General features: G+C 65.1%; 25 protein-coding genes. 13 read left to right on the top strand and 12 right to left on the bottom strand.

Going from position 1 to position 26,661, the window contains the following annotated elements:
* Nucleotides 1-85: 85 nt before the first annotated feature.
* From BM193_RS20295 to BM193_RS20285, 3 genes are all read right to left on the bottom strand, one after another.
* Nucleotides 86-2,515 carry a TonB-dependent siderophore receptor gene (locus BM193_RS20295; protein ID WP_092799254.1) on the bottom strand — a complete coding sequence of 810 codons (2,430 nt, stop codon included), beginning with the start codon at nucleotides 2,513-2,515 and terminating at the stop codon, nucleotides 86-88.
* Nucleotides 2,516-2,577: 62 nt separating this feature from the next.
* Entirely contained in the window at nucleotides 2,578-3,573 is a 996-nt protein-coding gene (locus BM193_RS20290; RefSeq protein ID WP_254786330.1) for a FecR domain-containing protein, read from the bottom strand.
* 7 nt (nucleotides 3,574-3,580) lie between these two features.
* On the bottom strand, nucleotides 3,581-4,093 hold the full coding sequence (locus BM193_RS20285; RefSeq protein ID WP_092799258.1) for a sigma-70 family RNA polymerase sigma factor: 513 nt from the start codon (nucleotides 4,091-4,093) through the stop codon (nucleotides 3,581-3,583).
* A gap of 315 nt (nucleotides 4,094-4,408) precedes the next feature.
* Here BM193_RS20285 and BM193_RS20280 point away from each other — a divergent pair, with 315 nt between their 5' ends.
* The 4 genes from BM193_RS20280 to BM193_RS20275 all read left to right on the top strand — a co-directional run bounded on the left by BM193_RS20280 (nucleotide 4,409) and on the right by BM193_RS20275 (nucleotide 8,304).
* On the top strand, nucleotides 4,409-6,952 hold the full coding sequence (locus BM193_RS20280; protein ID WP_092799260.1) for a PepSY domain-containing protein: 2,544 nt from the start codon (nucleotides 4,409-4,411) through the stop codon (nucleotides 6,950-6,952).
* Between the two features lie 127 nt (nucleotides 6,953-7,079).
* The gene (locus tag BM193_RS28485; RefSeq protein ID WP_139176193.1) at nucleotides 7,080-7,265 is read left to right on the top strand and encodes a hypothetical protein; all 186 of its coding nucleotides are present in this window, start codon (nucleotides 7,080-7,082) and stop codon (nucleotides 7,263-7,265) included.
* A gap of 163 nt (nucleotides 7,266-7,428) precedes the next feature.
* Nucleotides 7,429-7,584, top strand: coding sequence for a hypothetical protein (locus BM193_RS28830; RefSeq protein ID WP_175533361.1), 156 nt, complete (start codon nucleotides 7,429-7,431; stop codon nucleotides 7,582-7,584).
* A 321-nt stretch (nucleotides 7,585-7,905) separates the two neighbouring features.
* Complete coding sequence (locus BM193_RS20275) at nucleotides 7,906-8,304, top strand: bacteriohemerythrin (RefSeq protein WP_092799262.1); 399 nt, start codon at nucleotides 7,906-7,908, stop codon at nucleotides 8,302-8,304.
* A 15-nt stretch (nucleotides 8,305-8,319) separates the two neighbouring features.
* Here BM193_RS20275 and BM193_RS20270 read toward each other — a convergent pair whose 3' ends face one another.
* Nucleotides 8,320-9,213 carry a hypothetical protein gene (locus BM193_RS20270; RefSeq protein ID WP_175533360.1) on the bottom strand — a complete coding sequence of 298 codons (894 nt, stop codon included), beginning with the start codon at nucleotides 9,211-9,213 and terminating at the stop codon, nucleotides 8,320-8,322.
* A 334-nt stretch (nucleotides 9,214-9,547) separates the two neighbouring features.
* Between BM193_RS20270 and BM193_RS20265 the strand changes: the two genes are divergently transcribed.
* Nucleotides 9,548-11,794, top strand: a complete 2,247-nt coding sequence (locus tag BM193_RS20265; protein ID WP_092799266.1) for a TonB-dependent siderophore receptor — start codon at nucleotides 9,548-9,550, stop codon at nucleotides 11,792-11,794.
* A gap of 182 nt (nucleotides 11,795-11,976) precedes the next feature.
* Nucleotides 11,977-13,812 (top strand): carbohydrate binding domain-containing protein, encoded by a 1,836-nt coding sequence (locus tag BM193_RS20260; protein WP_092799268.1) that lies wholly within the window; start codon nucleotides 11,977-11,979, stop codon nucleotides 13,810-13,812.
* Nucleotides 13,813-13,815: 3 nt separating this feature from the next.
* On the opposite strand, the gene BM193_RS20255 is transcribed toward BM193_RS20260, so the two are convergent.
* On the bottom strand, nucleotides 13,816-14,577 hold the full coding sequence (locus tag BM193_RS20255; protein ID WP_139176197.1) for a nucleotidyltransferase domain-containing protein: 762 nt from the start codon (nucleotides 14,575-14,577) through the stop codon (nucleotides 13,816-13,818).
* 110 nt (nucleotides 14,578-14,687) lie between these two features.
* On the opposite strand from BM193_RS20255, the gene BM193_RS20250 reads away from it, so the two are divergent.
* Together BM193_RS20250 and BM193_RS20245 are read left to right on the top strand one after the other, a co-directional pair.
* Nucleotides 14,688-15,254 carry a methylated-DNA--[protein]-cysteine S-methyltransferase gene (locus BM193_RS20250; RefSeq protein ID WP_092799272.1) on the top strand — a complete coding sequence of 189 codons (567 nt, stop codon included), beginning with the start codon at nucleotides 14,688-14,690 and terminating at the stop codon, nucleotides 15,252-15,254.
* A 59-nt stretch (nucleotides 15,255-15,313) separates the two neighbouring features.
* Complete coding sequence (locus BM193_RS20245; protein ID WP_092799274.1) at nucleotides 15,314-15,688, top strand: DUF1294 domain-containing protein; 375 nt, start codon at nucleotides 15,314-15,316, stop codon at nucleotides 15,686-15,688.
* Nucleotides 15,689-15,701: 13 nt separating this feature from the next.
* On the opposite strand, the gene BM193_RS20240 is transcribed toward BM193_RS20245, so the two are convergent.
* A complete protein-coding gene (locus tag BM193_RS20240; protein WP_092799276.1) occupies nucleotides 15,702-16,424 on the bottom strand; it encodes a hypothetical protein in 723 nt (240 codons plus the stop codon).
* 175 nt (nucleotides 16,425-16,599) lie between these two features.
* Between BM193_RS20240 and BM193_RS20235 the strand changes: the two genes are divergently transcribed.
* Entirely contained in the window at nucleotides 16,600-16,779 is a 180-nt protein-coding gene (locus BM193_RS20235) for a hypothetical protein (protein ID WP_092799278.1), read from the top strand.
* A 131-nt stretch (nucleotides 16,780-16,910) separates the two neighbouring features.
* Here BM193_RS20235 and BM193_RS20230 read toward each other — a convergent pair whose 3' ends face one another.
* On the bottom strand, nucleotides 16,911-17,879 hold the full coding sequence (locus BM193_RS20230; RefSeq protein WP_092832477.1) for an IS1595 family transposase: 969 nt from the start codon (nucleotides 17,877-17,879) through the stop codon (nucleotides 16,911-16,913).
* 181 nt (nucleotides 17,880-18,060) lie between these two features.
* On the opposite strand from BM193_RS20230, the gene BM193_RS20225 reads away from it, so the two are divergent.
* A complete protein-coding gene (locus tag BM193_RS20225; protein ID WP_034757471.1) occupies nucleotides 18,061-18,285 on the top strand; it encodes a hypothetical protein in 225 nt (74 codons plus the stop codon).
* 70 nt (nucleotides 18,286-18,355) lie between these two features.
* On the opposite strand, the gene cydX is transcribed toward BM193_RS20225, so the two are convergent.
* From cydX to cydD, 5 genes are all read right to left on the bottom strand, one after another.
* Nucleotides 18,356-18,472, bottom strand: coding sequence for a cytochrome bd-I oxidase subunit CydX (gene cydX / locus BM193_RS20220; RefSeq protein ID WP_034757467.1), 117 nt, complete (start codon nucleotides 18,470-18,472; stop codon nucleotides 18,356-18,358).
* 20 nt (nucleotides 18,473-18,492) lie between these two features.
* Entirely contained in the window at nucleotides 18,493-19,647 is a 1,155-nt protein-coding gene (gene cydB, locus BM193_RS20215; RefSeq protein WP_092799282.1) for a cytochrome d ubiquinol oxidase subunit II, read from the bottom strand.
* Between the two features lie 13 nt (nucleotides 19,648-19,660).
* Nucleotides 19,661-21,238, bottom strand: coding sequence for a cytochrome ubiquinol oxidase subunit I (locus BM193_RS20210; RefSeq protein ID WP_092799284.1), 1,578 nt, complete (start codon nucleotides 21,236-21,238; stop codon nucleotides 19,661-19,663).
* A gap of 120 nt (nucleotides 21,239-21,358) precedes the next feature.
* Complete coding sequence (locus BM193_RS20205) at nucleotides 21,359-23,041, bottom strand: amino acid ABC transporter ATP-binding/permease protein (RefSeq protein WP_092799286.1); 1,683 nt, start codon at nucleotides 23,039-23,041, stop codon at nucleotides 21,359-21,361.
* Nucleotides 23,038-24,738 (bottom strand): thiol reductant ABC exporter subunit CydD, encoded by a 1,701-nt coding sequence (gene cydD / locus BM193_RS20200; RefSeq protein WP_092799288.1) that lies wholly within the window; start codon nucleotides 24,736-24,738, stop codon nucleotides 23,038-23,040. The genes BM193_RS20205 and cydD overlap by 4 nt, the downstream gene beginning before the upstream one ends.
* A 139-nt stretch (nucleotides 24,739-24,877) precedes the next feature.
* Here cydD and BM193_RS20195 point away from each other — a divergent pair, with 139 nt between their 5' ends.
* The 3 genes from BM193_RS20195 to BM193_RS28825 all read left to right on the top strand — a co-directional run bounded on the left by BM193_RS20195 (nucleotide 24,878) and on the right by BM193_RS28825 (nucleotide 26,631).
* Complete coding sequence (locus tag BM193_RS20195; RefSeq protein WP_170909696.1) at nucleotides 24,878-25,429, top strand: GbsR/MarR family transcriptional regulator; 552 nt, start codon at nucleotides 24,878-24,880, stop codon at nucleotides 25,427-25,429.
* Nucleotides 25,430-25,734: 305 nt separating this feature from the next.
* Nucleotides 25,735-26,301 carry a PEP-CTERM sorting domain-containing protein gene (locus tag BM193_RS29140; protein WP_092799290.1) on the top strand — a complete coding sequence of 189 codons (567 nt, stop codon included), beginning with the start codon at nucleotides 25,735-25,737 and terminating at the stop codon, nucleotides 26,299-26,301.
* A 159-nt stretch (nucleotides 26,302-26,460) separates the two neighbouring features.
* The gene (locus BM193_RS28825) at nucleotides 26,461-26,631 is read left to right on the top strand and encodes a hypothetical protein (RefSeq protein WP_175533359.1); all 171 of its coding nucleotides are present in this window, start codon (nucleotides 26,461-26,463) and stop codon (nucleotides 26,629-26,631) included.
* Nucleotides 26,632-26,661: the final 30 nt, after the last annotated feature.

The following is a 26,661-nucleotide window of genomic DNA, read 5'->3' as shown; positions in this document are numbered from 1 at the left end:
GATGGATTAATATGGCTGGCTACTGCCCCCCGGCAGTTGGCTGGCTCGTTGATTGCTGGTACTACAAACTTGGGGTACGACAAAACTAGAACCGCCACAGCGCCGTCATGCGCAAGGCCCGGGGCGAACCGGGCGCAATGTTGTCGTTGCTGTGGGCGGAGGCGAAATATTTTCTGTTCAACAGGTTTTCCAGATTCAGCTGCAGCTGGAAGCGGGGCTGCGGCTTGAAGTAGACGGCGCCGTCGAAGCGGGTAAAGCCCGGCAGCACCACCGTATTCGACACGGACGCGTACACGGCGCTGCGGGCGATCACGCCCAGCGCGGCGCCCCAGACGGGCGAAAAATCGTAGCGGTTCCACAGCGACAGGCTGTGCCGGGGCACGTGCGCCACGGTGGCGCCGGCCAGGGCCGTGGCCGATTGCGCGGCCGTCAGCACGGCCTTTTGCCAGGCATAGCCGCCAGCAATGCTCCAGCCGGCTTGAACCTTGCCATTGAGTTCCAGTTCCAGCCCGACACTGCGCTGGCCATCGACCAGCATGGCCCGCGTGGCGTCGACGGGATCGGTGACGGCGACATGGCTGCGCTCCAGGCGGTACACGGCCGCGCTGGCCGACAGGCCCGGCGCGACATCCCACTTGGCGCCCGCCTCCACGTTGCGGAAACGCTCGGGCGCGAACACGGCATTGCTGGGCGTCAATGACGCCAGCTGCTCGCCCGCGCGCGGCAGGAAGGACTGGCTGACACTGGCATACAGCGACAGGGCCGCCACGGGCTGGTAAAGGAGGGCCACGCGCGGCGACCACGGCGCATCCGTGCGGGCAATGCGCGCGCCATTGCGCTGGTTGACGAAATCGACGGCGAAACGCTCGTAGCGCAGGCCCGCCACGGCCTGCCACCGGGCAGTGAAGCGCAGCTGGTCCTGCAGGTACAGGGCGGCCGTGTCGGCCACGCCATGGTTGTCCGCATCCGTGGCGCTGGGACGGAACGTCACGGGCAAGTCCGTCACGGGGTGCGATGTTGGCAGGCTGATATGGGTGACGTTGTCGCCCAGGCTAGTGAAATAGCCCGTGTTGCGCAGATTGTCCGTCGTCTGGCGCCCCAGTTCCATTCCCGCCGTCAAGCGGTGCTGCACGCCTCCAGCCATCACGCTCCACTCCACATCCGTCTGGTTGAACAGATTGCGCCGCTGGGTGGCGCTGTTATACGCCAGCACCGTCACGCTGGCGCCATCCGCGCTGACGGGGCCGGGAAAGGCATTCTGGTACAGCTTGTCGTAATCGGCCAGGCGCGTGCGGTTGCGCACGCTGGCGCCGCCGCCCAGCTCGTGTTCCACCGTCACGCCCAGCGCGTCGATATACGCCCACGACGGGCTGCTGCCGGCGATGCCGAAGAACGTCGATGGGGCCGTCCCGAACGGCCGCCCCTGGTAAGAGGGCACGCCCCGGTCCGTCACCCGGTCGTCGCGAAAATGTTCATAGCTGGCCACCACCATGGTGCGCGGCGAGAGGCGCCACGCGGCGACGGGGTTGACGGCGCTGCGGCGCACGTTGACGCCCTGGCGAAAAGAGTCGCTGTTTTCCGCCATGGCGTTGACGCGCACGGCCACCGCGCTGCCCACCACCTGCTGCACGTCGAGCGCGGCGCGCCGGTTGCGCCAGCTGCCCAGGCTGGCCGTGAGCTCGCCATCGCTGCTCCATTGAGGCTGCTTGGTGGCGCGGTTGATGACGCCACCGCCGCCGCCACGGCCAAAGACCATGGCGTTCGGCCCCTTGATGGCCTCGACTCTTTCGATATTGTAGAAATCGCGGTAGTACTGCACGTCGTCGCGCATGCCGTCCAGGTAAAAATCCGAGGTCGAACTGTTGCCGCGCATCACGGCCGTGTCGCGGTTGCCCTCGCCGGCGGCCGTGCCCACGCCCGGCATGTAGCGCATGGCGTCGGCCAGGCTGCGCATGTCCTGGTCGCGTATCAGTTCGCCGCTGACGACGCTGACGGCCTGCGGCGTGTCGCGCAAGGCCGTGTCATTGCGGCTGGCTGCTGACGAACTGGTGCGGCGGTAGCCATCATCGCCGCTGCCTCGCACGGTGACGGGCGCCAGCACTTGCAGGCCCGCCCCTACTCCGTTCAGATCGGCGCGCAGCGGCGCGGGCGCCAGACGCAGGATATAACTACCGTCGGGCAACTGCACGGCCACCAGACCCGTGCCCGCCAACAATTGCTGCAAGCCCTGGCTGGTGGACACGGTGGCATGCAAGCCGGCGCTGCGCTTGCCCTGCGTCAAGCCGCCTTCGGCCGACAGCAGGATCCCCGCCTGGCCCGCGAACTGGCGCAAGGCCTGGCCCAGCGGGGCGGCGGCGATGCGGAAGCTGCGCGGCGCGCCTTCCGCCGCCGCTGCCATGGCATACATGGCAGGCGCAGCCAGCAGCGTCGCGGCCAGGCAGCATGGCAGCAGGCGGCGGGCAAACGGCAGGGATATCGGGAACAGCGGCACGGCTTCCTTCGTTGTATTGAGCATTGACTGTTACCTTGCCAAACAACTTTTCAAAAAGGGAACCAGATTTGAGAAATAATTCTTATTTACTGTTTTGACTGCGCTTCGACCGTCACCCACCAGTCATGCACGCGGTGGACTTTCACGGGCAGGGTCGCTTCCAGCGCCGCCAGGATGCGGTCCGTGTCGGCCAGCGGATAGCTGCCCACCAGGCGCAGATGGGCCACTTCGGGCGCGCAGCCCAGGTGGCCGCGCCGGTAGCGCGACAGTTGCGCGAGGAAATCATCTAACCGCATCTGTTCGGGCTGCAAGCGATAGTCTATCCAGGCGGCCCCGTTCGGGTCGGCGGCAAATGGCTCGCCGATGTCGCCATCGCCAAAGCGGATCTGCTGCCCGGCAGGCACGATGCGCGGCGTGCCGCCGTCGCGGGGCGCCACTTCCACCCTGCCCTCGTAGACGGCCAGCAAGGTGCGCTCGCCCTGCGGCCGCACGCTGAAACGCGTGCCCAGCGCGCGCAGGCGGCCGTGCACGGTATCGACCACCAGGGGCCGCGCCGGCTGCTGGCTGTCCGGCGCGCTGGCAATATAAATTTCGCCGCCGTGCAGGTCGATGCGGCGCAGGGACAGGCTGTAATCGATGTCGAGGGCCGTTGCCGTGTTCAGCCACAGCTGCGAGCCGTCGGCCAGCGCCATCTGGCATATCGTGCCGACCGCTGTCTTTTCAGCGGCATGCAGGCCGGCGACCCAGCTGCGCGTGTCGCGCCGCAGCAGCGCGGCGCCACCCAACCCGCTCGTCAGGCACAGCGCCAGCAAGCCCTTGACGAGGCGGCGGCGCGCGGCGGCGCTCTGGCGCGGACCCGCATCGTCGAGCGCCTGGCGCGCCGGCTCGCCGGGCAAGTGCCGGAATTCGGCGCTGACGGCTTCCACCCGGCGCCAGGCGGCGCGATGCGCGGGCGACATGGCGTGCCAGCGCTCCCAGGCCTGCTGCTCGGCAGGCCCCGCGTCGTCGCCGCGCAGCACGGCGAACCATTCGGCCGCCTCCTGCAAGATGGCGTAGTCGGCGGAACGCTGCGCTTGCGGCATGGCTGGATCAGCCCGCATCATCCATGCACAGCATGCATTGCAACATCGCTTGCGCCATGTATTTCTTCACCATGCGTTCGGACACCTCCAGCTGGCCGGCGATCTGCGCATACGTCAGGCCGTCGATCTGCGCCAGCAGGAAGGCCTGGCGCGCGCGCGGCGACAGGGTATCGAGCATGGCGTCGATGCGGCACAGCGCTTCGACCACCAGCGCCCGCTCTTCCGGCGATGGCGCCGTCAGTTCGGGCCGGCTGGCCAGGGCGGCAAGAAAGGTGCGCTCCAGCGTCAGACGGCGCCAGTGATTGACCAGCAAGCCATTGGCGACCGTGCTCAGGTAGGCGCGCGGCTCGCGCAGGCTGTCCGCCGACTGCGTGGCCAACATGCGCACGAAGGTGTCCTGCGCCAGGTCCGCCGCGCCGTCGCGGCAGCCCAGCTTGCGCCACAGCCAGTGGTATAGCCAGCCATGGTGGCTGCTATATAGATCACTGAAAACGTCGAGGGAGGGAGAAATGGTGGACACGGGCGCACGAGCAAAGTGGCTGCCAAACTTGCCTGCCAAGTGGGTCAGCCTGTATCAGGATAGATCAAGGATTCTTGTTCCAGCATGCATGATCAAACCGCAGGATCACGAATGAGAATGATTTTCATTTTCACACAATTTTACTGCGATGTAAATTATCAAGCGCATCATTTTTGAATTCCGTGGTCATTTTGCGCAACAAATGATGGCCGACCATCATTTGCGAATGATTCTCGTTTGCGATACTATGTCAGCCTTCCCTCTTCCCCGCCATGCCTGACACGCCTGCATGGCGGCGCACTCGAAAGCCGATTCATGACGATCTCCTCTCTTCCACAAGCCCACCTGCGCGCCAGCGCCGACGAGGCATCGGCACCCCATCAGCAACGCCAGCGCGCCGCCACGCCACGGCGCTGGCACTGGTGCTGGAAGCAAGTCTGGTTCCAGCTGCACTGGTTCATCGGCATCACGGCCGGAACGGTGCTGGTGATCATTGGCTTGAGCGGCGCCACGCTGGCCTTCAAGGATGAATTGCTGGACGTCATGAACCCCGGCGTGCGCCATGTGCCCGTGGAAACGCGCGCGCCGCTGACGCCTGGGCAGCTGGCTGGCATCGCGGCGGCCGAGCACGGCCAGCGCGTCGCCTCCATCACCGTGTACGCCGAGGCGGGCGCGGCGCCCCGTTTATTCTTCGCGCCAACTGCAGGCGAGCGGCGCGGCGTATCCATTTATATGCACCCGTACACGGGCGCCACCCAGCCCGCATTGGTGGGCGCGGCATTTTTCGAGTGGACGGAGTCGCTGCACCGCTGGCTGCTGCTGCCCCGCGATCCGGGCCGGCAAGTGGCGGGCGCGCTGGCCCTGTGCCTGCTGGGCCTGGCATTGTCCGGCCTGTACCTGCGCTGGCCGCGCCGCCCGCTGGACTGGCGCACCTGGCTGACCTTTGATCCTGTCTTGAAAGGCCGCTCCTTCCTGTGGAACCTGCACGCCGTGGCCGGGACCTGGTGCCTGGTGGTGTACGTGGCGCTGACCCTGACGGGGATTTACTGGAGCTATGACGTGGTGCGCGACCACATCGACGCGTGGGCCGGCAAGCCGCCGCGCACGGCGCAGGCGCCAGGCAAGAAAGGCCCATCGAGGGAGAAACAGGCCACACCGGCCGTCGACATCAGCCTGGCCTGGAGCAGCTTCCAGCAGCACGCCCCCGGCTGGACCCTGGCCAGCGTGCGCCTGCCCACGCGCCCCGGCGAAGCCGTGCAATTCACGTGGCTGGCCAGCGACGCGCCGCATGAACGGGCGCGCAGCCGCCTGTCGATCGCACCGGCCGACGGCAGCATCACGGAAAACGCCCCGTACAGCCAGCAGGGCCTCGGTGCGCGCCTCGTCAACATCATTTATCCGCTGCACATGGGCACGTATTTCGGCTTGCCAGGCCGCATCATCGTCACCCTTGCCAGCCTGGGCCTGCCCCTGTTCGCCATCACGGGCTGGATGCTGTACCTGGGCCGCCGCAAGGCGAAACGCGCTGTAATGGCGCAGCGGGCCATGCTGGGCGCCGGCGCGCCGGGCACGGCGGATGCAGGCTTGCCGACGCTGGTGGCCTACGCCAGCCAGTCGGGCCAGGCCGAGCGCCTGGCGCTGGAAAGCGCGCGGGCCCTGCAGCAGGCGGGCGTGGCCGTCGACGTGCAGTCGCTGGACCAGTTCGACCCCGCGCAATTGCGCCAGTATGAACGGGCCCTGATCGTCGCCAGCACCTTTGGCGAAGGCGAGGCGCCGGACGGCACGCGCCGCTTCGCGCGCCTGCTGCAAGCCACGCCGGGCACGCCGCTGGCCGGCGTGGAAGTCGGCATGCTGGCCCTGGGCGACCGCCAATACAGCGCGTTTTGCGGCTTTGGCCATGCGCTGGAGCGCCAGCTGCGCGCGCTGGGCGCCACGCCGCTGTTCCCGCTGATCGAGGTCGACAAGCACGATCCCGCCGCCCTGGCCGCCTGGTCGCAGGCGCTGGCGCGCTGCAGCGGCAGCGCCATCGACGCCATCGGCGTGCAGGAAGTCGCGTCGTATGAGAGCTGGCGCCTGACGCGCCGCGTGCTGCTCAATCCGGGCAGCCTGGGCGGCGAACTGCATGAAATCACCCTGGCCGGCCCCGCCGGCGCAACGTGGGAAGCGGGCGCGCTGGCCGAGATCATTCCCTGCAATGCCGATGGCAGCGATGGCGAGGGTGGCAGCCCAGGCAGCGCCCAGCATGCGCCGCGCAGCTATTCGATCGCCTCGCTGCCGTCCGATGGCGAGCTGCAATTGCTGGTGCGCCAGGAGCGCCATGCGGGCGTGGAGAATCAGGGCCATGGCCTCGGCTCCGGCTGGCTCACGCGCTTCGCCCCGCTGGGCGACAGCATCCGTTTGCGCCTGCAAGCCAATCCCGCCTTCGCGCCCGCCCTGCGGGACGTGCCCTGCATTTATATCGGCAACGGTTCCGGCCTGGCCGGCCTGCGTTCGCACTTGCGCGCGCGCCAGCGGGCGGGGCTGGCCCGCAACTGGCTGCTGTTCGGCGAGCGCCAGCAAGCGTTTGACAGCGTCTGCGACGCGGAGTTGCAAGGCTGGCTCGACGCCGGCCACCTGGCGCGCCTGGACCGCGTCTTTTCGCGCGATGGCGAACCTGGCCAGCGCGAATACGTGCAGGATCGCCTGCGCGCCAGTGCCGGCGAGCTGCGCGCCTGGCTGGAACTGGGCGCCATCGTCTATGTGTGCGGCAGCCTGCACGGCATGGCGGCCGGCGTCGATGCTGTGCTGCAAGAATTGCTGGGCCAGGATGGCGTCGACGCCTTGCTGGCAGCGGGACGCTATCGCCGCGACGTGTATTGATACGCATCAAAGTGTCTTGCATACCGCCGCCCTGTGTGCGGCGGCGAACGGTCAGCAACAGCCAAGCGCTTACAGTGGGGACATGGCGGCAAACGCGCCATCCCACTCACACACTGCGAGGCTTCCCATGAAAAACCCCTGGATGAGCATGTACCTGAGCGCCGCCAACCGCATCGCCAACACGGCGCGCGGCCACGCCACAGCCGCCGTCAAGCGCGAAGCGGCGAAAAATACGCGGCAGTTGACGCAAGTCTGGTTCGACTCCTTTCTGCCTGCGGCGGGCCAGCCGCGCAAGCGCAGGAAGGCCAAATAAGGCCATGCCGCAAGGCGTGCTGGTGCAGTGCACCACAGCAACTAGTTGAAATTTCAAACAAGTGGGCTAAACTGCAAGCATGGTAATAAAGATATGTGTACGTGATTGAGTGACCGGCAGGCGCCGCATCCCCGCGCCGCCACCGGCTCATCAGGAGACGACCATGTTGACGCTCAAAGTGCTGACCTGCCTTGCCCTCTCGGCCCTGCTGCTCGTCCCGCTGATCCTGCGCGACGCGATGCAGACGTCGGCCGGACAAACGCTGCAAGTGCCGAATGTGGACGGCCAGGCGCTGTGGGCCCATTGGCCCAAGCACTGATACGCGCGGCTGAGGGCAGTTGAACAAGCGCAGCGCTGGGCGGCCTTGCAGTGACTTGCCGCACCAGAATACGGTCAGCGTCAACGACGCCTCGCCAGCGGCGTTTGTCAGCGGCGCCCGGTAACTGCCCGCATCGTGTAACAACCGTTTTTTGACGGGAGGGAAACCGTTCCCTTATTTATCACTTCCCCGCCAACATTAGCCAAGCAGCGTTCCCCCTCTTCACCACACTCTTGATCCAGATCATGGATTTACCGCTTCGCTGCGCCCACACTGGAACAGCCTGCTTCGCATCGGGGCGGGCTTAACGGGGAGTTCGGTATGCATGACTCATATTGGAAAGAGGAGATGGCGCTGGGGGTGCCCGCCATCGACGAGGCGCATGAGGCGCTGTTTCTGGAACTGGCGCGGCTGTCGCAATTGAGCGACCAGCATTTCAGCGTGGGCTTCCGCGACCTGATCGCGGCCGTCGAGCGCGATTTCCGCGAGGAGGAAGAGTTGATGGAGGAAATCGGCTTTCCCTCCTTGGCCAACCACCGCGAACAGCATGCGCGCGTGCTCAGCGGTTTGCACCACGCCTGGGCCGCCGTCGATGAAGGCGACCTGGAGCAGGGACGCCACGCGCTGTCGCTATTGCCGCAATGGCTGGTGTTCCACCAGGCCACCATGGACCTGGCCCTGGCGGCGGCACTGGAGATGCTGCAGCGCCAGCCCAACTAAGCGCAGCTAACGCAACTACAGCAGCAGCACGGTGGCCTGTTCGGGCAGCACCACGCGGTAGTGGCCCGGGTATTTGTCTTCGCCATCGAAGATCTTGCAAAACACGGGCTGGTTGATATCATTGACGGCCGGCTCGCTCATGGGCAGGGTGGCGATCAATTGCTCGCCATCCATCAAGCGCAGCGCGCTCCCCGTTTCCGCAGCGCAAAAAGCCAACGACTGCACTTCGTTGGCGAAAGGCCGCTTGTACCATGGCGTGATGGCCCGCACGGCGCGCCGCGCATCGCGCAAGACCTGGCCCACGCGCGTGACATTCCACGCATCGCGCGCCACGGCGGGCTGGATGACGATATTCGCCGTCAGTTCGCCCTTGCCCTTGTTCACCAGAAACGTGCCATCCTGCGCGGCGATATCGTCATTGAGCGGCACGACAAAGACGCCCCCTTCCGATACCTTGATGGGGATCGGCGCGCCATTGCCCTGCAGCGCCACGCGCACATCGTCGATGGTGGCGCTGAGCTTGGCAGGGATCAGGCGCAAGGCCATGACCACGCTGCCACTCGACACTTGCCAGACTTTCTTGGCCGTCAGATAGCTTTCACGATAGGCCGTAAAGCGCACGCGGGGCGGCTTGGCATCGGCATTCGCCGTGATCGTCACCGTTTGCGGCGGCAACGGCTCCGCTGCCGGGGCTGGCGCAGGAACGGAGGTGGCGGCGGCGGGCGGCGGCGTGGCATCGGTCGCGGCAACCTGTGGGGACGCTGCCACGGCAGACGGGGCGGCGGTGGCCGCCGCCGGTGCGCTGGCGCTGTGCTGCGGCGCGGGAACAGCCGGCGGCGGCGCGTGCTCCTGGGCCTGGCCCAGCGAGACGACACACCACCACCCTGCACAGGCTATCCATGTACGCATGCATTTCTTTCAATTAGGAAAATATTTTATCAGCTGCATTATCGCAGAAGCCTGCAAAAAACGCCGCGACCGGCCTGGCCCCCGGCCCATGCACTCAATTGGTGCGCACGCTTGCCAAATTGGCAAAGACGCCTTATATTGATAATGATTCTTATTCACGATGCCAGCATCAGGACGTGACAGGAATCGCATGCCCCACTTTTCCATCCTGGCAACTCGGTGGAACTGCTATCCGAGCCAGACCACGGGCCAGCCGCACGCCATCCCTCCAGCCACTGCGCCATCCGCGAGACGAGATAGGAATACTCACGACTAAAAATATTTCAGGATAATAATGCAATCGACTCCAGAACGCCTCTTCGCCGGCCAAGCCACCTTGCGCCCCCTGCCCCGCTTGTTACACATTGCCCTGCTGAACCTTGCCGCTGGCGTGGCCGGCGCCTGCCTGTCCCTGCCGGCCCAGGCGGCCGAGGCCGTTGCAGCCGACGTGACCATGCCCGCCGTCACCGTGCTGGGCCAGTCCACGGCCAGTCAAGGCACGGGCTCCTACACGGCGGGCGAGGCGCGCAGCGCCACGCGCATGGACCTGTCGCTGCGCGAGACGCCGCAATCGGTCAGCATCATCACGCGCCAGCTGCTCGATGACCTGGGCGCCGTGCGCCTGGACCAGGCGCTGGCGCAGGCGACGGGCATCCAGGTCGGCCAGAACGATACGGAACGCACGCGCTTTTATGCGCGCGGCTTCGGCATCGACAATCTCCAGATCGATGGCATGGCGCGGGGCGGCAATGCGCCGCTGCAAGACACCATCCTGTATGACCGCATCGAAGTCGTGCGCGGCGCCACCGGCCTGATGGGCGGCAAGGGCGACCCGTCGGCCACCATCAACATGATACGCAAGCGTCCGACGAAGACATTCCAGGCCAGCGCCGGCCTCAGCATGGGCCGCTGGGATGACCAGCGCCTGGAAGCGGATATCTCCACGCCGCTGAACGCGGAAGGCAGCGTGCGCGCCCGCGCCGCCCTGGCCTGGCAAAGACGCGATTCCTACCTGGACATGTATCACGAGCGCAAGACGGTGGGCATGGTCATCCTGGAGGCCGATGTGCGCCCAGGCAGCACGCTGACGGCCGGCGTCGACTTCCAGGACAACCAGCCCACGGGCGCCACCTGGGGCGCCGTGCCCTACTGGAATGCGGATGGCAGCCTGGCGAACTTGCCGCGCAACACCAGTCTCACGACGCCGTGGAGCACCTGGGCCAACAAGCAGCACACGGTGTTTACCTCGCTGGAGCAGCGCCTGCCCGGCAACTGGAATATGCACCTGGGCTACGCGCGCACGGAAAGCACCAACCGCACCACGGTCGCCTATGCGGGGGGCGGCCACCCCGACCCGGCCACCGGCGAAGGCATGCTGCTGTGGACGGGTGCCTATGGCCCGGGCAAGACCACGAATGACAACTTCGACCTGTACGCCAGCGGCCCATTTACCTTGCTGGGTCGCAAGCACACGGCCATCGTCGGCTGGAACGGCGGCAACCAGCGCGCCCGTTCGCTCGGTGGCGAAGCGGAAATCGCCTACCCCAGCTTCGTTCCCGACTACCGCAGCTGGACAGGCAGCATTCCCCGCCCCGTCTTTCATCCTGACGGCTCGCACACGGAAACCGTCACGCGCCTGGCGGGCGGCTATGTCGCCACGCGCCTGAGCCTGGCCGATCCGCTGCACCTGATCATCGGCGCGCGCAGCAGCACCTACCGCACGGAGACGCGCAACTACGATACGCAGGGCGTGTACACGGGCAGCGGCGACTTTGCCGAGACGCGCAATGAAGTGACGCCCTACGTGGGCGCCGTCTTCGATATCAACAAACAATATTCCGCGTATGCCAGTTTCACGCAGCTGTTCAACCCGCAGACGAGCAAGGACCGCAATGACAAGTTCCTGCCGCCGGAAACAGGCGACAATGCCGAACTGGGCGTCAAGGGTGAATTCTATGAAGGCAAGCTGAACGCGTCGGTGGCCCTGTTCCACACGAAGAAAAAGAACCTGGCCGAACTGGACCGCACGGTGCCGCCCGGCTTCCTGCTGCCCGACGGCGGCCAGGCCATGGTGGCCAACGGCGCCGGCATCACGGCCAAGGGCATCGAATTCGATGTCGCCGGCCAGATCACGCCAGCGTGGGAAGCGAATGGCGGCTACACCTATCTGCATGCGGCCGAGGCCGATGGCCGCCGCGCCGCCACCACGCAGCCGCGCCATTTGCTGCGCCTGGCCACCAGCTACCGTTTCGACGGCCAGCTGGCGGGACTGAAGGTGGGCGGCAGCATGACGGCGCAAAGCGCCACCTACAGCGAATCGTGGTACGGCCGCCCGCCATCGGGCGCGATCACCGACATCCCGCAGGCGGGCTACGCGCTGTACAACGCCATGGCGGTATATGCGCTCAACAAGCATGCCAGCGTGCAACTGAACGTGAACAACTTGCTGGACAAGAAGTACTACCGCAACGTGGGCTTCTTCGACGGCGTCTTCTGGGGCGAACCGCGCAACATCAGCCTGGCCGTGCGCGCGGCGTTTTAAATAATCTCATCACAAGTGCCAGCACGGCGGACGAGGCCATATCCGCCGTGCCTTCAGTGGTAATGAGCTGCGCGATAGCGCGTTCATCGAAATGGAATGGACATCGGCAACAATCATCGATGAAGATGTCCCTGCATTAATGTTTTTTTGATATTATCAAAAATTTAAAACAGGGATACCCGATGAACATGAAAAGGACGACGCTGTGGACGGCACTCGCGCTGTTTTGCGCCAGCGTGCTGCCCCTGGTTTCCGCAAACGCGGCAACGCCAGCTTGCACGAACTGCTTTGAAAAACGCTGGATTTATTTTGGCGGCAATATCACGACGGCGCCAGCTTCCGCGGATGCCCGTTACAAGAAGCTGATCGAGCTGATCCACGTCGCCAAGGCAGAAGGCTACAATGGCATTGCCTTCAATCCTGGTGCCAACGGGTCGTTCGCCAGCATGCTGAGCGAAACAGCCCTTCCCCCTGATTATTATCCGAACTATGCCGAAATCGTGCGAGTCGCCAAAGAAAACGGCATTGAACTGATACCGGTGGGCGGTGGACTGGAAATGCCTGTCACCCTCGCTCCCGAGCTGATCGAGGCATTGCCTGTCAACGACACCCTCTTCATCGTGCAGGATGGGGTCGCCGTGCCAACGGGACAGGCCTTGATCAGCGACAGCAGCTTTGAAAACCAGGATACGGCATGGCAACTGATCGAGGAAAAGCAGGGCGGCCTCGCTTACGACACGGAAAACAAGCATTCTGGCCATAGCTCCATCAAATTCAAGCAGAAAAGTAGCACCGGGAACGCGCGCCTGCGGCGCACATTGTCGAATCTGCGGCCGCATGCGGCATATCGCCTGTCGTTCTGGATGGCATCAAAAGATTACGATGCGCCACTTGGCATCCGCATTTATGGCGAAGGGGCGACGCCCATGTACCTGAATGTGAATGCGCGCCTGGGATGGGGCACCACTGGCGGGACCTGGAATAGCAAGCCGAATGTTCTGGAAACAACGCAAGAATGGAAACAATACAATCTTGATTTCAATACAGGAAATAATTCAACGTTAAACCTGTATTTCATGAGCGAAGGCAATGGCAAAAATCCCGAAGGCACTGCCTGGCTGGATGACGTGGAACTCAGGGAAATCGGCCTTGCGCATACCATCCGGCGCAAGCCGCAAACGCTGCCGATATCGGTAAAATCGGCCGACGGCAGCATCAGCTACGCAGAATGGCAGGACGATCAGCGGATGCCGGCCGATTACATCGTCGGCGTGGAATCGTTGACGATTCCTGCCACCAGTATGATACGCGAAGGCCAGGTTCTGCGGGTTTCCTCCTATCAATCAGGTGAAAACATGACTTCGCGGTGGTCGACGCCGGCCAGCGCCTGCCACGAGAAATTCTTTGATATTCAAAAAAAATACTTCGACAAGACTTACGCGCTCTTGTCGGCGCCACAAAAGTTCTTTCTTTATTACGATGAGAACCGGGTCATGAACTGGGACCCCGCTTGCGGCAATATCACAGCCGGAAGGTATCTGGCCAATACGGTCGCACGGCATCAGCAAGTACTGCAAGATGCCTACCCCAACGTCGAGCTGTACGTCTGGAATGACATGTTTGACAGAAAAATGAATGCCGTCCCGAACTATTGGGTAGTCAACGGGGATTTGACCGAGTCGTGGAAAGGATTAAAACCCAGCACCGTCGTGGTCAACTGGACAGGAGGCTCGAATACAGAATATACGAAAATGCTGGCACTGAAAAAAGCGTCGCTGGAATTTTTCCATGCCTTGGGCCACCAGCAAATGATTGCTGGCTACTATGATGACAAAAGCACGGAACTCGATAGCATCACATCATGGCTCGATGCGTTGACGGCAGCGCAAGCCAATGGCGTTAACAGCGTTATTGGCTTCATGTATACGACGTGGGAAGGCGTTGACGGCTACGCCAACGTCAAGAAAGTCGCTGACTTCATCAAGAGCAGGCAGCCACAGCGCTGGCCACAGCAGTAAGATTCACTCCCGTTCGCTGCGCCAGTGCGCGGGCGCCGGCAAGGTGAAGCCTGCGAGCAAGGGACCGCCCACGGGCGCCAGCACGGCGGCGCTCACTTGCTCGAACGCCTGCTGGCCGGCCGGCAAGTCGCTGGCCACCAGGCGCAACGCACCGTCAAGCTGGGTGGCGATGGCGGCGTCCCACGCCTGCAGGCGGCGGAACAGGTGCTTGCCGCTGCCGCTCCACTGCCCCGCTGCGCGCAAATGCAGGTCGGCCAGCCATTCATATAGCTGGCAGGCGACGGCCAGCGCCTCGCCCGGCTGCGTGCTGTCGACCAGGTCTTCCAGCGCGGTGGTGATGGCGTAGCGGCGCCGCTGCAAATTCTCCACGTCGAGCACGGGCGGGCCGGCGGCGTCGATGGCGTGCGCCAGCGCATGCAGCCGTGCAGACGGTTCGCCGGCCGCGAGGATGTTTTCTCCTTCGACCACCATGCGCACCAGCGGCACCTTGCCGTCGGGCGCATCGATGTCAGCGCAAAAATACGTGAACGTGGCCAGGTCGTGCGCGAACAGCTCCACCGTGCGCCCTTCGGCCACGAGGGTGTCGCGCCAGGCGCAGTCGACGTGGTCGAACAGCAGCAGCAAGTCGATATCGGAACTGGCCGTCTGCCGGCCGCTGGCGAACGAGCCACCGATGATGGCCACGACAGCCGAGGGATAATGTTCCTGTACCAGCCGCACGGCAATCGCGCGGATGGCGTCGTAGGTGGGGATTGTTGTTGTCACAGCCAGCTCTCCATGCCGAAACACGCTATCCTACACGCGATAGGCGACATGCCGGCATCCTGCTACACTGGCGCCCATCTCATCGTCCACGGCGTGCACAAGGAACGGCAATGGAATACGTATATAGTGTGGTGCCCTCGCCCGTCGGCGAGCTAACCCTGGTGGCGCGCGGCGCGGCCCTGGCCGCCATTTTGTGGGAAAACGACAAGCCCAACCGCGTGCGCCTGGGCCAGATGCGCGTCGATGACAGCTGCGCCGTGCTGCAGGAAACGGCGCGCCAGCTGCGCGCCTATTTCGCCGGCACCTTGCAAAGTTTTGACGTGCCGCTCGATTTTTCCGGCACGCCATTCCAGCAGGAAGTCTGGCGCGCGCTGCTGACCATCCCCTACGGCCAGACGCGCAGCTATGGCGAGATCGCGCGCCAGATCGGCCGCCCCGCCGCCGTGCGCGCCGTCGGCGCCGCCAACGGCAAGAACCCCATTTCCATCATCGCGCCCTGCCACCGGGTCATCGGCGCCACGGGCGAGTTGACGGGCTTTGCGGGTGGCCTGCATGCCAAGGAAACGTTACTGGCGCTGGAAGGCATTTCCCTCTCCAGCGACCGCGAAGCGCTGAAAACGGGCCATGCGCGGCGCCGCGCCAGGCAGATCGATACGGCCCAGGGCTGCCTGTTCTAGGCTGCGGTATCGCGCCCCTTGTGGGATACTCTCGCCCTCCCCTCAAGCCAACCCATCCTATGCCCTACCTTGCCATCCTGTTCTTTATCGTTCTGTATTTGCTGGCCACGTTCTTTTTCCACATTCCCGCCCTGGTCGCCCTCGTGTATGGCGTGCTGAGCCTGAGCTGCTTTGCGGCCTATGCGATCGACAAGTCCGCCGCCAAACAGGGCCGCTGGCGCACGTCGGAACGCACCTTGTTGCTGCTGGGATTGTTATGCGGCTGGCCTGGCGCCGTGCTGGCCCAGCAATGGCTGCGCCACAAGTCGAGCAAGCGCTCGTTCCGCATCGTGTTCTGGATCACGGTCGCCCTGAATATCGGCGCCTTCGTGTACTTCAGCATGCATTACGCGGCGCCAGATATCGGCACCGAAGTGGCGCCCATCGAGCTGTAATGTTCCTGGCCCCTCACTCGCCCAGCAGGCGCAGCGATTCCAGCCAGTCCGCCTTCCACTCGCGCAACAGCGGCTGCGTGGCGAAGGCCTTCTTCAGGTGCGCCATTGGCACGCGGTGCACGTCATGCAGGCCGAAGGCCAGGGTGACGGGATGCCACAGGTGGCTGTTCTTGCCGCCCCGTGAATTCTTGCGCACGCGGGCGCCATCGTCGCCAAAGATGCCCACGCCGCTGGCTAGCCCCTGGTCCAGGTCGACCTTGCCCACGCCGGCAAAGGCGAGCAGGATCTGTTCGCGGCCCAGGCCCTTCAAGGCGCTGGGCAGCACGACGGGCGCGGCTTTCTCAAGATCGGACTCGGCGGGCTGCGGCTGCCGCAGTTCCTTGAGTAGACGCAACAGATCGCGCTCCTGGAAATGCAAGCCATCCAGCGGCGCGCGCAAGCCATCCCCCTTGAGTTCGATGGCCAGATTGCCCGAGTCGCGCGTGAAGCGCAGCCACACATCCTCTGCGCCCGAGGCCAGGTGCTGCTTGTCGCCGATGAACACGACGGGCGCCGCATAGCGCGTCACCCCGTCGTGGAACAGCTCGGCCCACGCTTCGCTGTAGTCGAGCCAGACATAGGGCAAGCCGCCCTGCTCCAGCAGGCGCGCCAGGGTCCACGGCGTGCCCGTCTGTTCCGCCAGCCAGGCACATGCTTCGTTGGCGGTAGCGCGGTAGGGCAAAGGGAGAGAAGTCATGGCGGTTCCGTCGGTCAAAGTGGAGCGCAGTGTAGCAGACGCCGCCCTGCCAGCGCCGTTGCGGGCGCGGCGGGCGCGCTGTTTTCGCGCGATGTGCTAGGCTGGAAGCAGCCGTCGCGTCATGGCCATCCCGGCAGCATGGCGTTGCCGACCTACTTATTGCGAGGGGATCATCATGCATTCCAGCACCAACGCCGCCACCGCACCCGCCCCGCCACCGGAGCGCGATTCGCCCACGCCGGCCAGCGAAAGCCATGCCGAGGAAGCCCTCGATGAAGCGCTGAAGGAAAGCTTTCCGGCCAGCGACCCGATCGCCATTGCCACGCCCAGGCCGGCGGGCAAGGCGCCTGCCTGAACAAGCCCGCCTGCACGCCACCACCGTGGCAGCCAACAATATTGTCGGATTAGCGTGGCCTTTGCCCCGCCGATCCGGCTTGGCAAAGGCCACAAGCTCCTCCCAGCCACCGCCACGGTGGTTTTTTTAGGCTATGTCACCGTCAGGTGTGGGAATTCTCCCAGCGTTGCTTTCAGTAATGCTTCGGGCGAGCGGATGCGCCGCGCATCGAGTATCCAGCGCCACCCCAGGTAGTGCGGCAGATAGCGGCTGGCGACACCATGAAAGCGCTGCAGCCAGCCGCGCAGGCGGCTGTGATAGGCATTCACATGCTGGACGTGGACAGCGCCGCGCACGCGGATGCCGGCGCGCACGTTGACGGCCTGGTGGCTGATGCCCGCCTCCTTGGCAAAGGGCGGATAGGCGGCATGGCCATGCGTCACCAGCAACACATCCTGATCCATCACGGGCCGCAAACAACGGTGCAGCTGCGCTTTCGTCAATTGCCCTCGGCCCGTGACGAACGCGAGCGTCTGCCCGGTGCGGTCGCGCGCCACCAGGATGCACTCGTGCTCATTGCAAATGCCGCGCAGGCGCGCGTGGCCGCCCCGGCGGCGCGCGGGACGCGTCAGGTGGCGTGCGCCCTTCTGCGACGCCAGCACATACAGTTCATCGGCCTCGGCAATGCCATGCAGGCAACGCGGCCGGTCCGTTGTGGCCAGGCTGAGAAAGCGGTGGCGCCAGCGAAATGTCGTGTTGCGGTGCACGCCCAGCTGGCTGGCCGCCTTGCGCACCGAGCAGGAATCCAGCAGGCAATCGGCATAGTCCAGCCACATGGCTTTGTGGCGCAAATGCGCCAGCGGCGTGCCCGTCAGGGCATTGAAGGTGCGGCCGCAGGGTACGCAGCGGTAGCGCTGCAGGCCGTGCGCGTGGCCATGCCGGTGCAAGTGTGCCGAATGACAGGCCGGACAGTGCAAGCGCTGCCGCGCCACATCCTCGATCAAGGCGATGCTTGCGTCCTGCTGCGCGTTGCCGCGCAACACGGCGATACATGCCTGGCGCTGGCGCTGGCTCAAGTGGGGGAATTGCGCCATCAAGCTCGTCCATTCTGCTGGCTGCATGATCAGCTCCCTGTAGATGCGTATGTAGAGTCAGACCACCCAGCCACAGGAAGATTCCGGCTTTTTCCCTATTTAACAGTGACAGAGCCTTTTTTTATGCCTGCACCGCATCCAAATGGCGCTCCCGTGCGTAGATGGCTATGCCATCACCTGATTAGTTGCCACGCGGAAAGGAAAAGCCATGCAGCATTACAGCAAAAAGACGGATCCCATGGATCAGCGCCTGTACCTGGCCCAGCGCATCGACCGTGCCGATGCGCGCCTGCGCCGGCTGAACGAGGCGCTGGCCGATGCGGCGGCGCGCGAACGCTGTGCGCGCTGGATTACCGCCTGGGCCGTGGCGGCCGGCGCCGACGCGCCGCGCGGCATGAAGCTGCGCATCCGTGGTGAATTCATTTTGCTTTGATGAAAGCAAAAGCCCCGCCCGTGCATGCGCAGCGGGCGGGGCTGGTCCATCCGTCACGCGACTGGCGTGACTAGTCGCGGTACTGCTCGGGCGTCGTATCGCCATCGGCGATTTCGTACCACATCGCGTTGAGCACGGCGAAGGTCGCCGCCAGCGGCAGACCCAGTATCCAGGCGAAATACCACATAATGATTTCCTTTCTTAAACTTAGTAAGCGTGACCGCTGTCGTCCTTGATTGCTTTTGCATCGACCTTACCCCACAGCACCTTGTACACCCAGGTCGTGTAGGCCACGATGAGGGGGATGAAGACGGCCGTGACCACCAGCATGATGAACAGGGTCAGGTGGCTGGACGAGGAATCCCACACCGTCAGGCTGGCGCGCGGGTCGATCGACGATGGCAGGATGAACGGGAACATGGCCGCGCCCACGCTGAGGATGATGCCGGCGATGGCCGCCGCGCTGGCCAGCAAGGCGGGCACTTCGCGGCGCGCGCGCAGGAAGGCGAAGGCCAGCAAGGGGCTCAGCAAGCCCAGCGCTGGCGCGATCCACGTCCATGGATGCGCGGCAAAATTGAGGAACCAGGCGCCCACGTGCACTTCCGCCGTTTTCAGCATCGGGTTCGACGGACCATCGACCATCACCGTGCTGGTGAAGCGGTAGCCATCGACCCACAGCCACAGGGCCACGCCGGCCAGCGCGTACAGCACCACGGTGGCGATGGCCGCCACGCTGCCGTAGTTGCGCGAACGCTCGGCCACGGCACCGTCGGTTTTCACTTGCAGCCAGGTGGCGCCATGCATCACCAGCATGGCCACCGAGACCAGGCCGCACAGCAGGGCGAACGGGTTGAGCAGCGCGAAGAAGCTGCCGTCGTAGAAGATGTGCATGTCTGGCGAGAAACGGAACGGCACGCCCTGCAGCACGTTGCCAATCGCCACGCCGCAGATCAGCGCCGGCACGAAGCCGCCCACGAACAGGGCCGCATCCCAGCGGGCGCGCCAGCGGGGATCTTCGCGCTTGCTGCGGAACTTGAATGCCACGGGACGGAGGATCAGGGCCACCAGGATGACGAACATGGCCAGGTAAAAGCCCGAGAACGAGACGGCGTACAGCTGCGGCCAGGCGGCAAAGATGGCGCCGCCGCCGAGGATCAGCCACACCTGGTTGCCTTCCCACACGGGACCGATGCTGTTGATGATGACACGGCGCTCGAGGTCCGTCTTGCCGGCGAACGGCAGCAGGATGCCCGTGCCCAGGTCGAAGCCGTCGGTGATGGCAAAGCCGATCAGCAGCACGCCGATCAGCAGCCACCAGATCAGGCGCAGGGTTTCGTAAGAAATCATTTCATGCAAAATCATGGTCTGGCCCTCCTCAGGCGTGTTGGGTACGAATGGCTGGGGCGGCAGGCACGGGGGCCGGCGCCGTCTCTTCCGGCCCCTTGCGGATGACCTTGAGCAGCAGCTTCATTTCGATAATCAACAGCACGGTATAGATGGCGGCAAAGCCGGCGATCGTGAGCAGCAAGGTCGTCGCGCCCAGGTTGGAAACGGCCACGGCCGTTGGCAGCACGCCCTCGATGACCCACGGCTGGCGGCCCACTTCGGCGACGATCCAGCCCGCCTCGATGGCCACCCACGGCAGCGGGATGGCGAACACGGCCAGTTTCAGCAGCCAGCGGTGCTTGTCCAGCGTGCGGCGCGTCGACAGCACGAAGAAAGTACCCATCAGCAAGATGAAGAACATGCCCAGGCCGACCATCACGCGGAACGACCAGAACAAGGGCGCCACGGGCGGCACGGTGTCGAGCGCGGCCTTGCGGATCTGCTCCGGCGTGGCCTGGCGTGGATCGTCGACGTAGCGTTTCAGCAGCAAGGCATAGCCCATGGACTGGCCCTTCGACTCGAACATGTCTTTCGCCTCCTGCGGCACGGGGCTGCCCGGCGCCACGCCGCGGATGGTCTGCAGCGCGTCATACGCCTTGATGCCATCGCGTATCAGCAGCTCGCCACGGTCGACCAGCTGCTCGATGCCGGGGATTTCCGTCGTCAGCGAGCGCGTGCCGATCAGGCCCATGACCATCGGGATGTGCACGGCGTAATGCGTCTCGCGCGCTTGCGCGTCGGGAAAACCGAAGGCCGTGAAGGCGGCCGGGGCCGGCTCCGTGGTCCACATGGCTTCGATGGCGGCCAGCTTCATCTTCTGGTGTTCCGACGACAGGTAGCCGCTTTCATCGCCCAGCACCACCACCGACAGCGAGGCGGCCAGGCCGAACGAGGCGGCCACCGTCATCGAGCGCTTGGCCAGCTGCACGTGGCGGCCTTTCAGCAAATACCAGGCGGAAACACCCAGCACGAACACGGCCGCCGCCGTATAGCCGGCCGACACCGTGTGCACGAATTTCGCCTGTGCCACGGGATTGGTCAGCACGGCGCCGAAATCGCTCACTTCCATGCGCATGGTCTGCGGATTGAAGGCCGCGCCGACGGGATTTTGCATCCAGCCGTTGGCGATCAGGATCCACAGGGCCGAGAAGTTCGAGCCGATGGCCACCAGCCAGGTTGTCACCAGGTGGCCCCGCTTCGACAGCTTGTCCCAGCCGAAGAAGAACAGGCCGACGAAGGTCGCTTCCAGGAAGAAGGCCATCAAGCCTTCGATTGCCAGCGGCGCGCCGAAGATGTCGCCCACGTAATGGCTGTAATAGCTCCAGTTCATGCCGAACTGGAATTCCATGACGATGCCCGTCGCCACGCCCATGGCGAAGTTGATGCCGAACAAGACCCCCCAGAACTTGGTCATGTCGCGCCAGATGGTGCGGTTCGTCATCACATAGACCGTCTCCATGATGGCGAGGATCACTGACAGGCCCAGCGTCAGCGGAACGAATATAAAGTGGTACAGAGCTGTCAGCGCAAACTGCAGCCTGGATAAAGCGACAATATCGAAGTCCATATGATTTCCTTGGTGTTTCCCTGCTGTAATTGTAAACTTGGTATCTATCTGATGCTGTTCGATTGGCGCCGGTGTTGTAAAGTTGTCAGGCAGCGCCGCCTGCGTCTCCCCTATTCTTCTTCAATCGTTGCGCAAGCCGGCCAGCGCCGCCTCGAAGGCCGCGGTGCCGCGCCGCGCGTCGCCCACGATGCGGCCGTCGCGCAGTGTCAGCAGCCGGTCCGCCAGCGCCGCCTCGCGCCGCAAGTGGGTTGCGATCAGCAAGCTGCGTCCGGCGCTGCGCGCGCGCAGGCGCTGCAGGACGTCAAGCGCCGTCTGCGCATTGAGCGCCTCGGTCGCCTCGTCCAGCAGCCATACATTCGATTCATGCAGGAACAGGCGCGCCAGCGCCAGGCGCCGCGCCTGCCCGCCCGACAAGCCCAGGCCGCCTTCGCCCAGCATAGTGTCGAGGCCGCCCGCAAACGCGCGCACCTCGTCCTCCAGTCCGGCCGCATGCAGCGCTTCCCACAGTTGTTCGTCGCTGGCGCCAGGGTCGGCCAGGCGCAGGTTGTCGCGCAGGCTGTCCTGGAACAATTCCGTTTTCTGCGTAAACAGGCAGGCGCGGCCCGCATGCACCGTGCCCGCCAGCGGCGCCAGCTCGCGCGCGGCGATGGCCAGCAAGGTGGACTTGCCCGCGCCGCTGGGACCGATCAAGGCCACGCGCTCGCCTGCGCCGATATGCAGGGAAATGTCATGCAGGATGGCTGCCTGGCTGCCCGCGTGCGCGGCGCTGACGTGGTGCAGAGACAGGCCGGGCGCGCCAGCGGCCGCTGCTGGTGTTTGCGCATCGCCTTCGAGCCGCGGCGCCAGGCGGCGCATGGCCAGCAGCATGCGGCCCGCCTCCAGCGCGCCGCGGCGCAGTCCCGCAAACGGTTCCACGGCCGTCAGGGCGATCAGCAGGGCCAGGGCCGCCAGCGGCACGTCCAGCGCCTGCTGCTGCACCAGCGCGGCCACGGCCAGCAGCACCACCGCCAAGGTCACGCTGCCAGCCACGCCATAGGCGGCGCCGGCGGCCGTTTCCAGACGCAGCAAGGCGACATCGGCTTGTGCCAGCGAACGGTCGATCTGCGCCAGCGCGGCGCGCTGGGCGTCGATGCGGCCGGCCATCACCAGGTCCGTCTGTCCCGCCACCAGGTCGATGGTGCCGGAACGCAGTTTTTCGATGGCACGTGTGCGCATGATGGCAGGGCGCTGCGCGCGGCGCGCGACGATCCAGCTGATGCCGCCGCCGGCGGCCAGCAGCCACACGGCCAGGCCCAGGCCCAGCTGCCACTGCATGAAGCCCAGCGCCACGCCGGCCAGCAAGGCGGCGCACAACGCCGTGAAGGCGGGCACCAGCAGGCGCAGGTACAGCGATTCGAGCGCGTCGATATCGGCCGTCAGGCGGAACAGCAGCTTGGCGGGCTGGCGCAGCAGTCGGCTGGCCGCCTCGGGACGCGACCAGCCACGGAACAATCGCACGCGGATGCTGGCCAGCGCGGCAAACGTGGCGTCATGCGTGACCAGCCGCTCCGCATAGCGCGACCCCGTGCGGCCGATGGCCAGCAAACGGATGCCGGCCGACGGGCCGAACACGTCGAAGACGATGGCGGTGGACGCGTGCAGGCCGGCCACCGAGGTGGCCGTGATGAACCAGCCGGACAGGCCCAGCAAGGCCATGCCGGCCACCACCGTCAGGGCGGCCAGCATGGCGCCGCCGATCAGTTTGCCCGGCTGGGCCAGCAGCAATTGCCGCAGGACGGGATTCACGATGCGGGAAGGTTTCATGCGCGCGCCTCTTGCTTGCGCTCCGCTGCCTGCGCATCGACGAGCACCGTGCGCTGCAGGCGGCCCGCCAGCACGGGGTCGTGCGTGGCGACCAGCATCGTCTTGCCTTTCGCCAATTCCAGCAAGGCGTCCGTGACGCGCGCCGCCGTTTCGCTGTCCAGGTGCGCCGTCGGCTCATCGACCAGCAGCAGGTCGGCATGCGGATGCAGGGCCACGCGGGCCAGCGCCAGGCGCACGGCTTCGCCGCCGGACAAGCCCTGGCCGCCATCGCTGAGCATGACGGCCGGCTGCGCCTGCGCCACGCCGGCCAGGTCGGCCAGGTGCAGCGCCTGCGTGACTTGCGCGGCGCTGGCGCTGGCGCCGCTGCGGCCCAGGGTCACATTCTGGCTGACGGACGCGGCGAACACGTGCGGGCGCTGGCCCATCCAGGCCATGCGCTGGCGCAAGGTGTTCACGCTGCCGTCGTTCAGGCGCACGCCGCCGATGCGCATTTCGCCGCCGCTGGCGGGCAGCAGGCCGGCCAGCAGCGACAGCAAGGTGGTCTTGCCGGCGCCGCTGGCGCCCAGCAGGGCCACGTGCTCGCCCGCGCGCACGTGCAAGTCAAACTGCGCGAATACGGGCGCTTCGCCGGGGTGGGCAAAGCGCAGTTGCCGGATCTCCACGGCGGGCGGCGCTGCCACCGCCATGGCGGCGGCGGACACGGCGGCGGACGCCACGCCCGCGCCGGGCAAGGGCACGCCATCCGCAGCCAGGTCGTGCAGGCCGGCCAGGCCCGCTTCGCCGGCCGCCTTGTCGTGCCAGACGCCGGCCAGTTCGCGCAACGGCTCGAAGAACGCGGGCGCCAGCAGCAGGATGAACAGGCCCTGCCCCAGGCTCAGTTCGCGGCCCCAGGTGCCGAAATGAATGCTGCCCAGGAGCGAGAAGCCGATGAAGGCCGCCACCATGGCGACACCGAGCGCGGAAAACAGTTCCAGCACGGCGGACGACAGAAAGGCGATGCGCAGCACCACCATCGTGCGGCGGCGCACGGATTGTGACGCGGCATCGAGCCGCTCGGCCGTGGCATCGACGGCGCCCAGCGCGCGCAGGGTGGCCAGGCCGCGCAGGCGGTCCAGCAGGAAGGCATTCATGCCGCCCATTTCCACCATCTGCGCCCGGCTGGCCGCCTGCGCCCCCATGCCGACCAGGGCCATGAAGACGGGAATCAAGGGCGCGGCGATGAGCAGGATCAGGGCGGCGATCCACGACAGGGGCGCCACCACGGCGAGGATCACGAGCGGCACGATCATCACCTTCCAGCGCGCCGGCCGGTAGCGCACCAGATATGGCACGATCGCCTCGGCCTGCTCAGCCATGACGCTGGCCGCCTGGCCCGACTGCGCGCGCTGGCGGTCCAGCGGCGAACGGCGCGCCAGCGCTTGCGCCACGTGCGCGCGCAGGGTCGACAGGTGCGCGCGCGCCGCCGCGTACATGCGCCGCGCGCCCCACGCCTCGCAAGCGGCGCGCAGCACGCCCAGCAGCAGCACGCCGGCCGCCGGCGCCAGGGCGGCACGCCATCCGGCGCCATCGAGCATGGCTTGCACGGCCCAGGCCAGCAAGGCCGCTTGCGGCAGCCACAGCAAGGCGGCACCCCCTTGCACCAGGCTGGCGACACGGGGAAGGCTGAAACGGGGCAAGGACAATGGCGTGGTCGGCATCTGTATACTTTTTTGAGTTTTCAGAAATTTCTGTAAATTCGATTTTTTGTATAATACTGCGAAACATGACATTTATCAATTGACCCCGCCAGTATGCCGTGAAAAAATCCAAATACTTATGAAAACTCAACATATCCAAATGACGCCGCTGATCCTGACCTTCGTCAGCCATTTTGGCGAGATGGGCAGCCGCTGGGGCTTTAACCGCACGGTGGGCCAGGTGTACGCGCTGTTGTTTGTCGCGGAGCACCCGCTGCACGCGGATGAAATTGCGGAGCACCTGAGTTTTTCGCGCTCGAACGTGAGCATCGGCTTGAAGGAATTGCAGGGCTGGGGCCTGATCCGCCAGTCGCGCATTCCGGGCGACCGGCGCGAGTATTTTTCCTCGCTGGGCGATGTATGGCAAATCTTCCGCGTGGTGGCCGCCGAGCGCCGCCGCCGCGAGGTGGCGCCCACCCTGACGGTGCTGCGCGAATCGCTGCTGGCGCCGGCCACGGAACCGGTGGACCAGTATGCGCAGGAGCGCATGCGCGAAATGTATGAACTGGTCGACCTGGCCAATACCTGGTTCGACGACCTGCAGCGCCTGTCGCCCGAATCGATGGCTCAGCTGATGAAGATGGGCGCCAAGGTGCAAAAACTGCTCAATGCCAAGGATCGCCTGTTTGGCGTCAGCAACAACAGCGACTGAGGCATCCGCCTGCCCTTCCCCTGACAAGCCGAGACCGCGCTAGCACAAGCTGGCGCGCCTTGTCACGCCATTTCCCAACGCCATGCTGGCGATCGCTGGCACATCCATACATAGCCGCATGCGATGTTATCAACTAAACCAATAGTATTATTTAAATTGTATTAATTTATATCAAGAGTAAGCTTTCATTTGCGTACTCAGTGCGCGTGGAAAATAGCGAAAAACGGCAATGGGATGACTTCCCCGGCATGCAGGGACGCATCCTCAGACGATGAAGCAACTGTCTCAAGCACAAGGGGATTTTCATGAAAAGCATAAAGAGCATCGCCATCCAGGCAGCCATGCTGGCCGCCATGACGGCATGGGCAGGTGCGGCACAGGCCGCGACCTGGATCGATGTGGGACCGGCCAGCGGCTTCACCATCGATGGCAGCAGCGTCACATATTCACCATCGCCGGCTTTGATGGTGAAATATTATGATGGCAACCTCACACCACAAAGTCCCGCCGATATCCAGGGTTACATCAATGGCGCCTTCGGCACCAGCCTGGGCGCGGCCGTCTCCTATTGCGACAGCGCCACCTCGGGCTGCACCGCCGGCACCACGGCGGGACTGAGCGGCGGAGTCAATTCCTACACGAGCGCGGCCGCCTATGACTACCTGGCCATCCACTTCGGCCAGGGGGAACTGGTGTTCCACTGGGCCGCGCCCGTGGCAGCCGGCACCACCTTCACGGTAGCGGGCCTGCCCAAGGATCTGAGCAATTACAGGGCCTTCATTTCCGCCGTGCCGGAACCTGAAACCTATGCCATGCTGCTGGCCGGCCTGGGCCTGCTGGGCTTCCTGGCACGCCGCCGCCAGGGAAAGTAAGCATCACCAGCGGCAGCGGCGCAACGGCGCCCGCTGCCGCCTCCATGCCAGCCGCATCTTTACGCCGCGCTTGCGGCGCCAGGCCCACTGTTTACACCATTTTTAGACCCCCCTCGCTATGCTGAACGGCATCACCAGCCACTTTGCGAGGAGTCCTTCATGCATCAACCGCATCTGCGCACGCGTCGCCCCGGCATCCTGCGGCGCCACCTGCCGGCGCGTGAACGCTTGCGCCTGGCGAACAGGAAGCGTGCCCCCCTGGTCGTGGCCATGCTGAGCGCGGCCCCCATCCTCTACCTGCTGTCAGTGGTACTGTCCGCGCAACCATAGTCCCTCACGGCGCGCATCGCCGCACCATGA

The sequence above is a fragment of the Janthinobacterium sp. 344 genome (assembly GCF_900112025.1).
In the GTDB taxonomy this organism is placed as follows: Bacteria; Pseudomonadota; Gammaproteobacteria; order Burkholderiales; family Burkholderiaceae_D; genus Janthinobacterium.
Note: the sequence above shows the minus strand (reverse complement) of the source record. Positions and strands in the feature narration are given on the sequence as shown.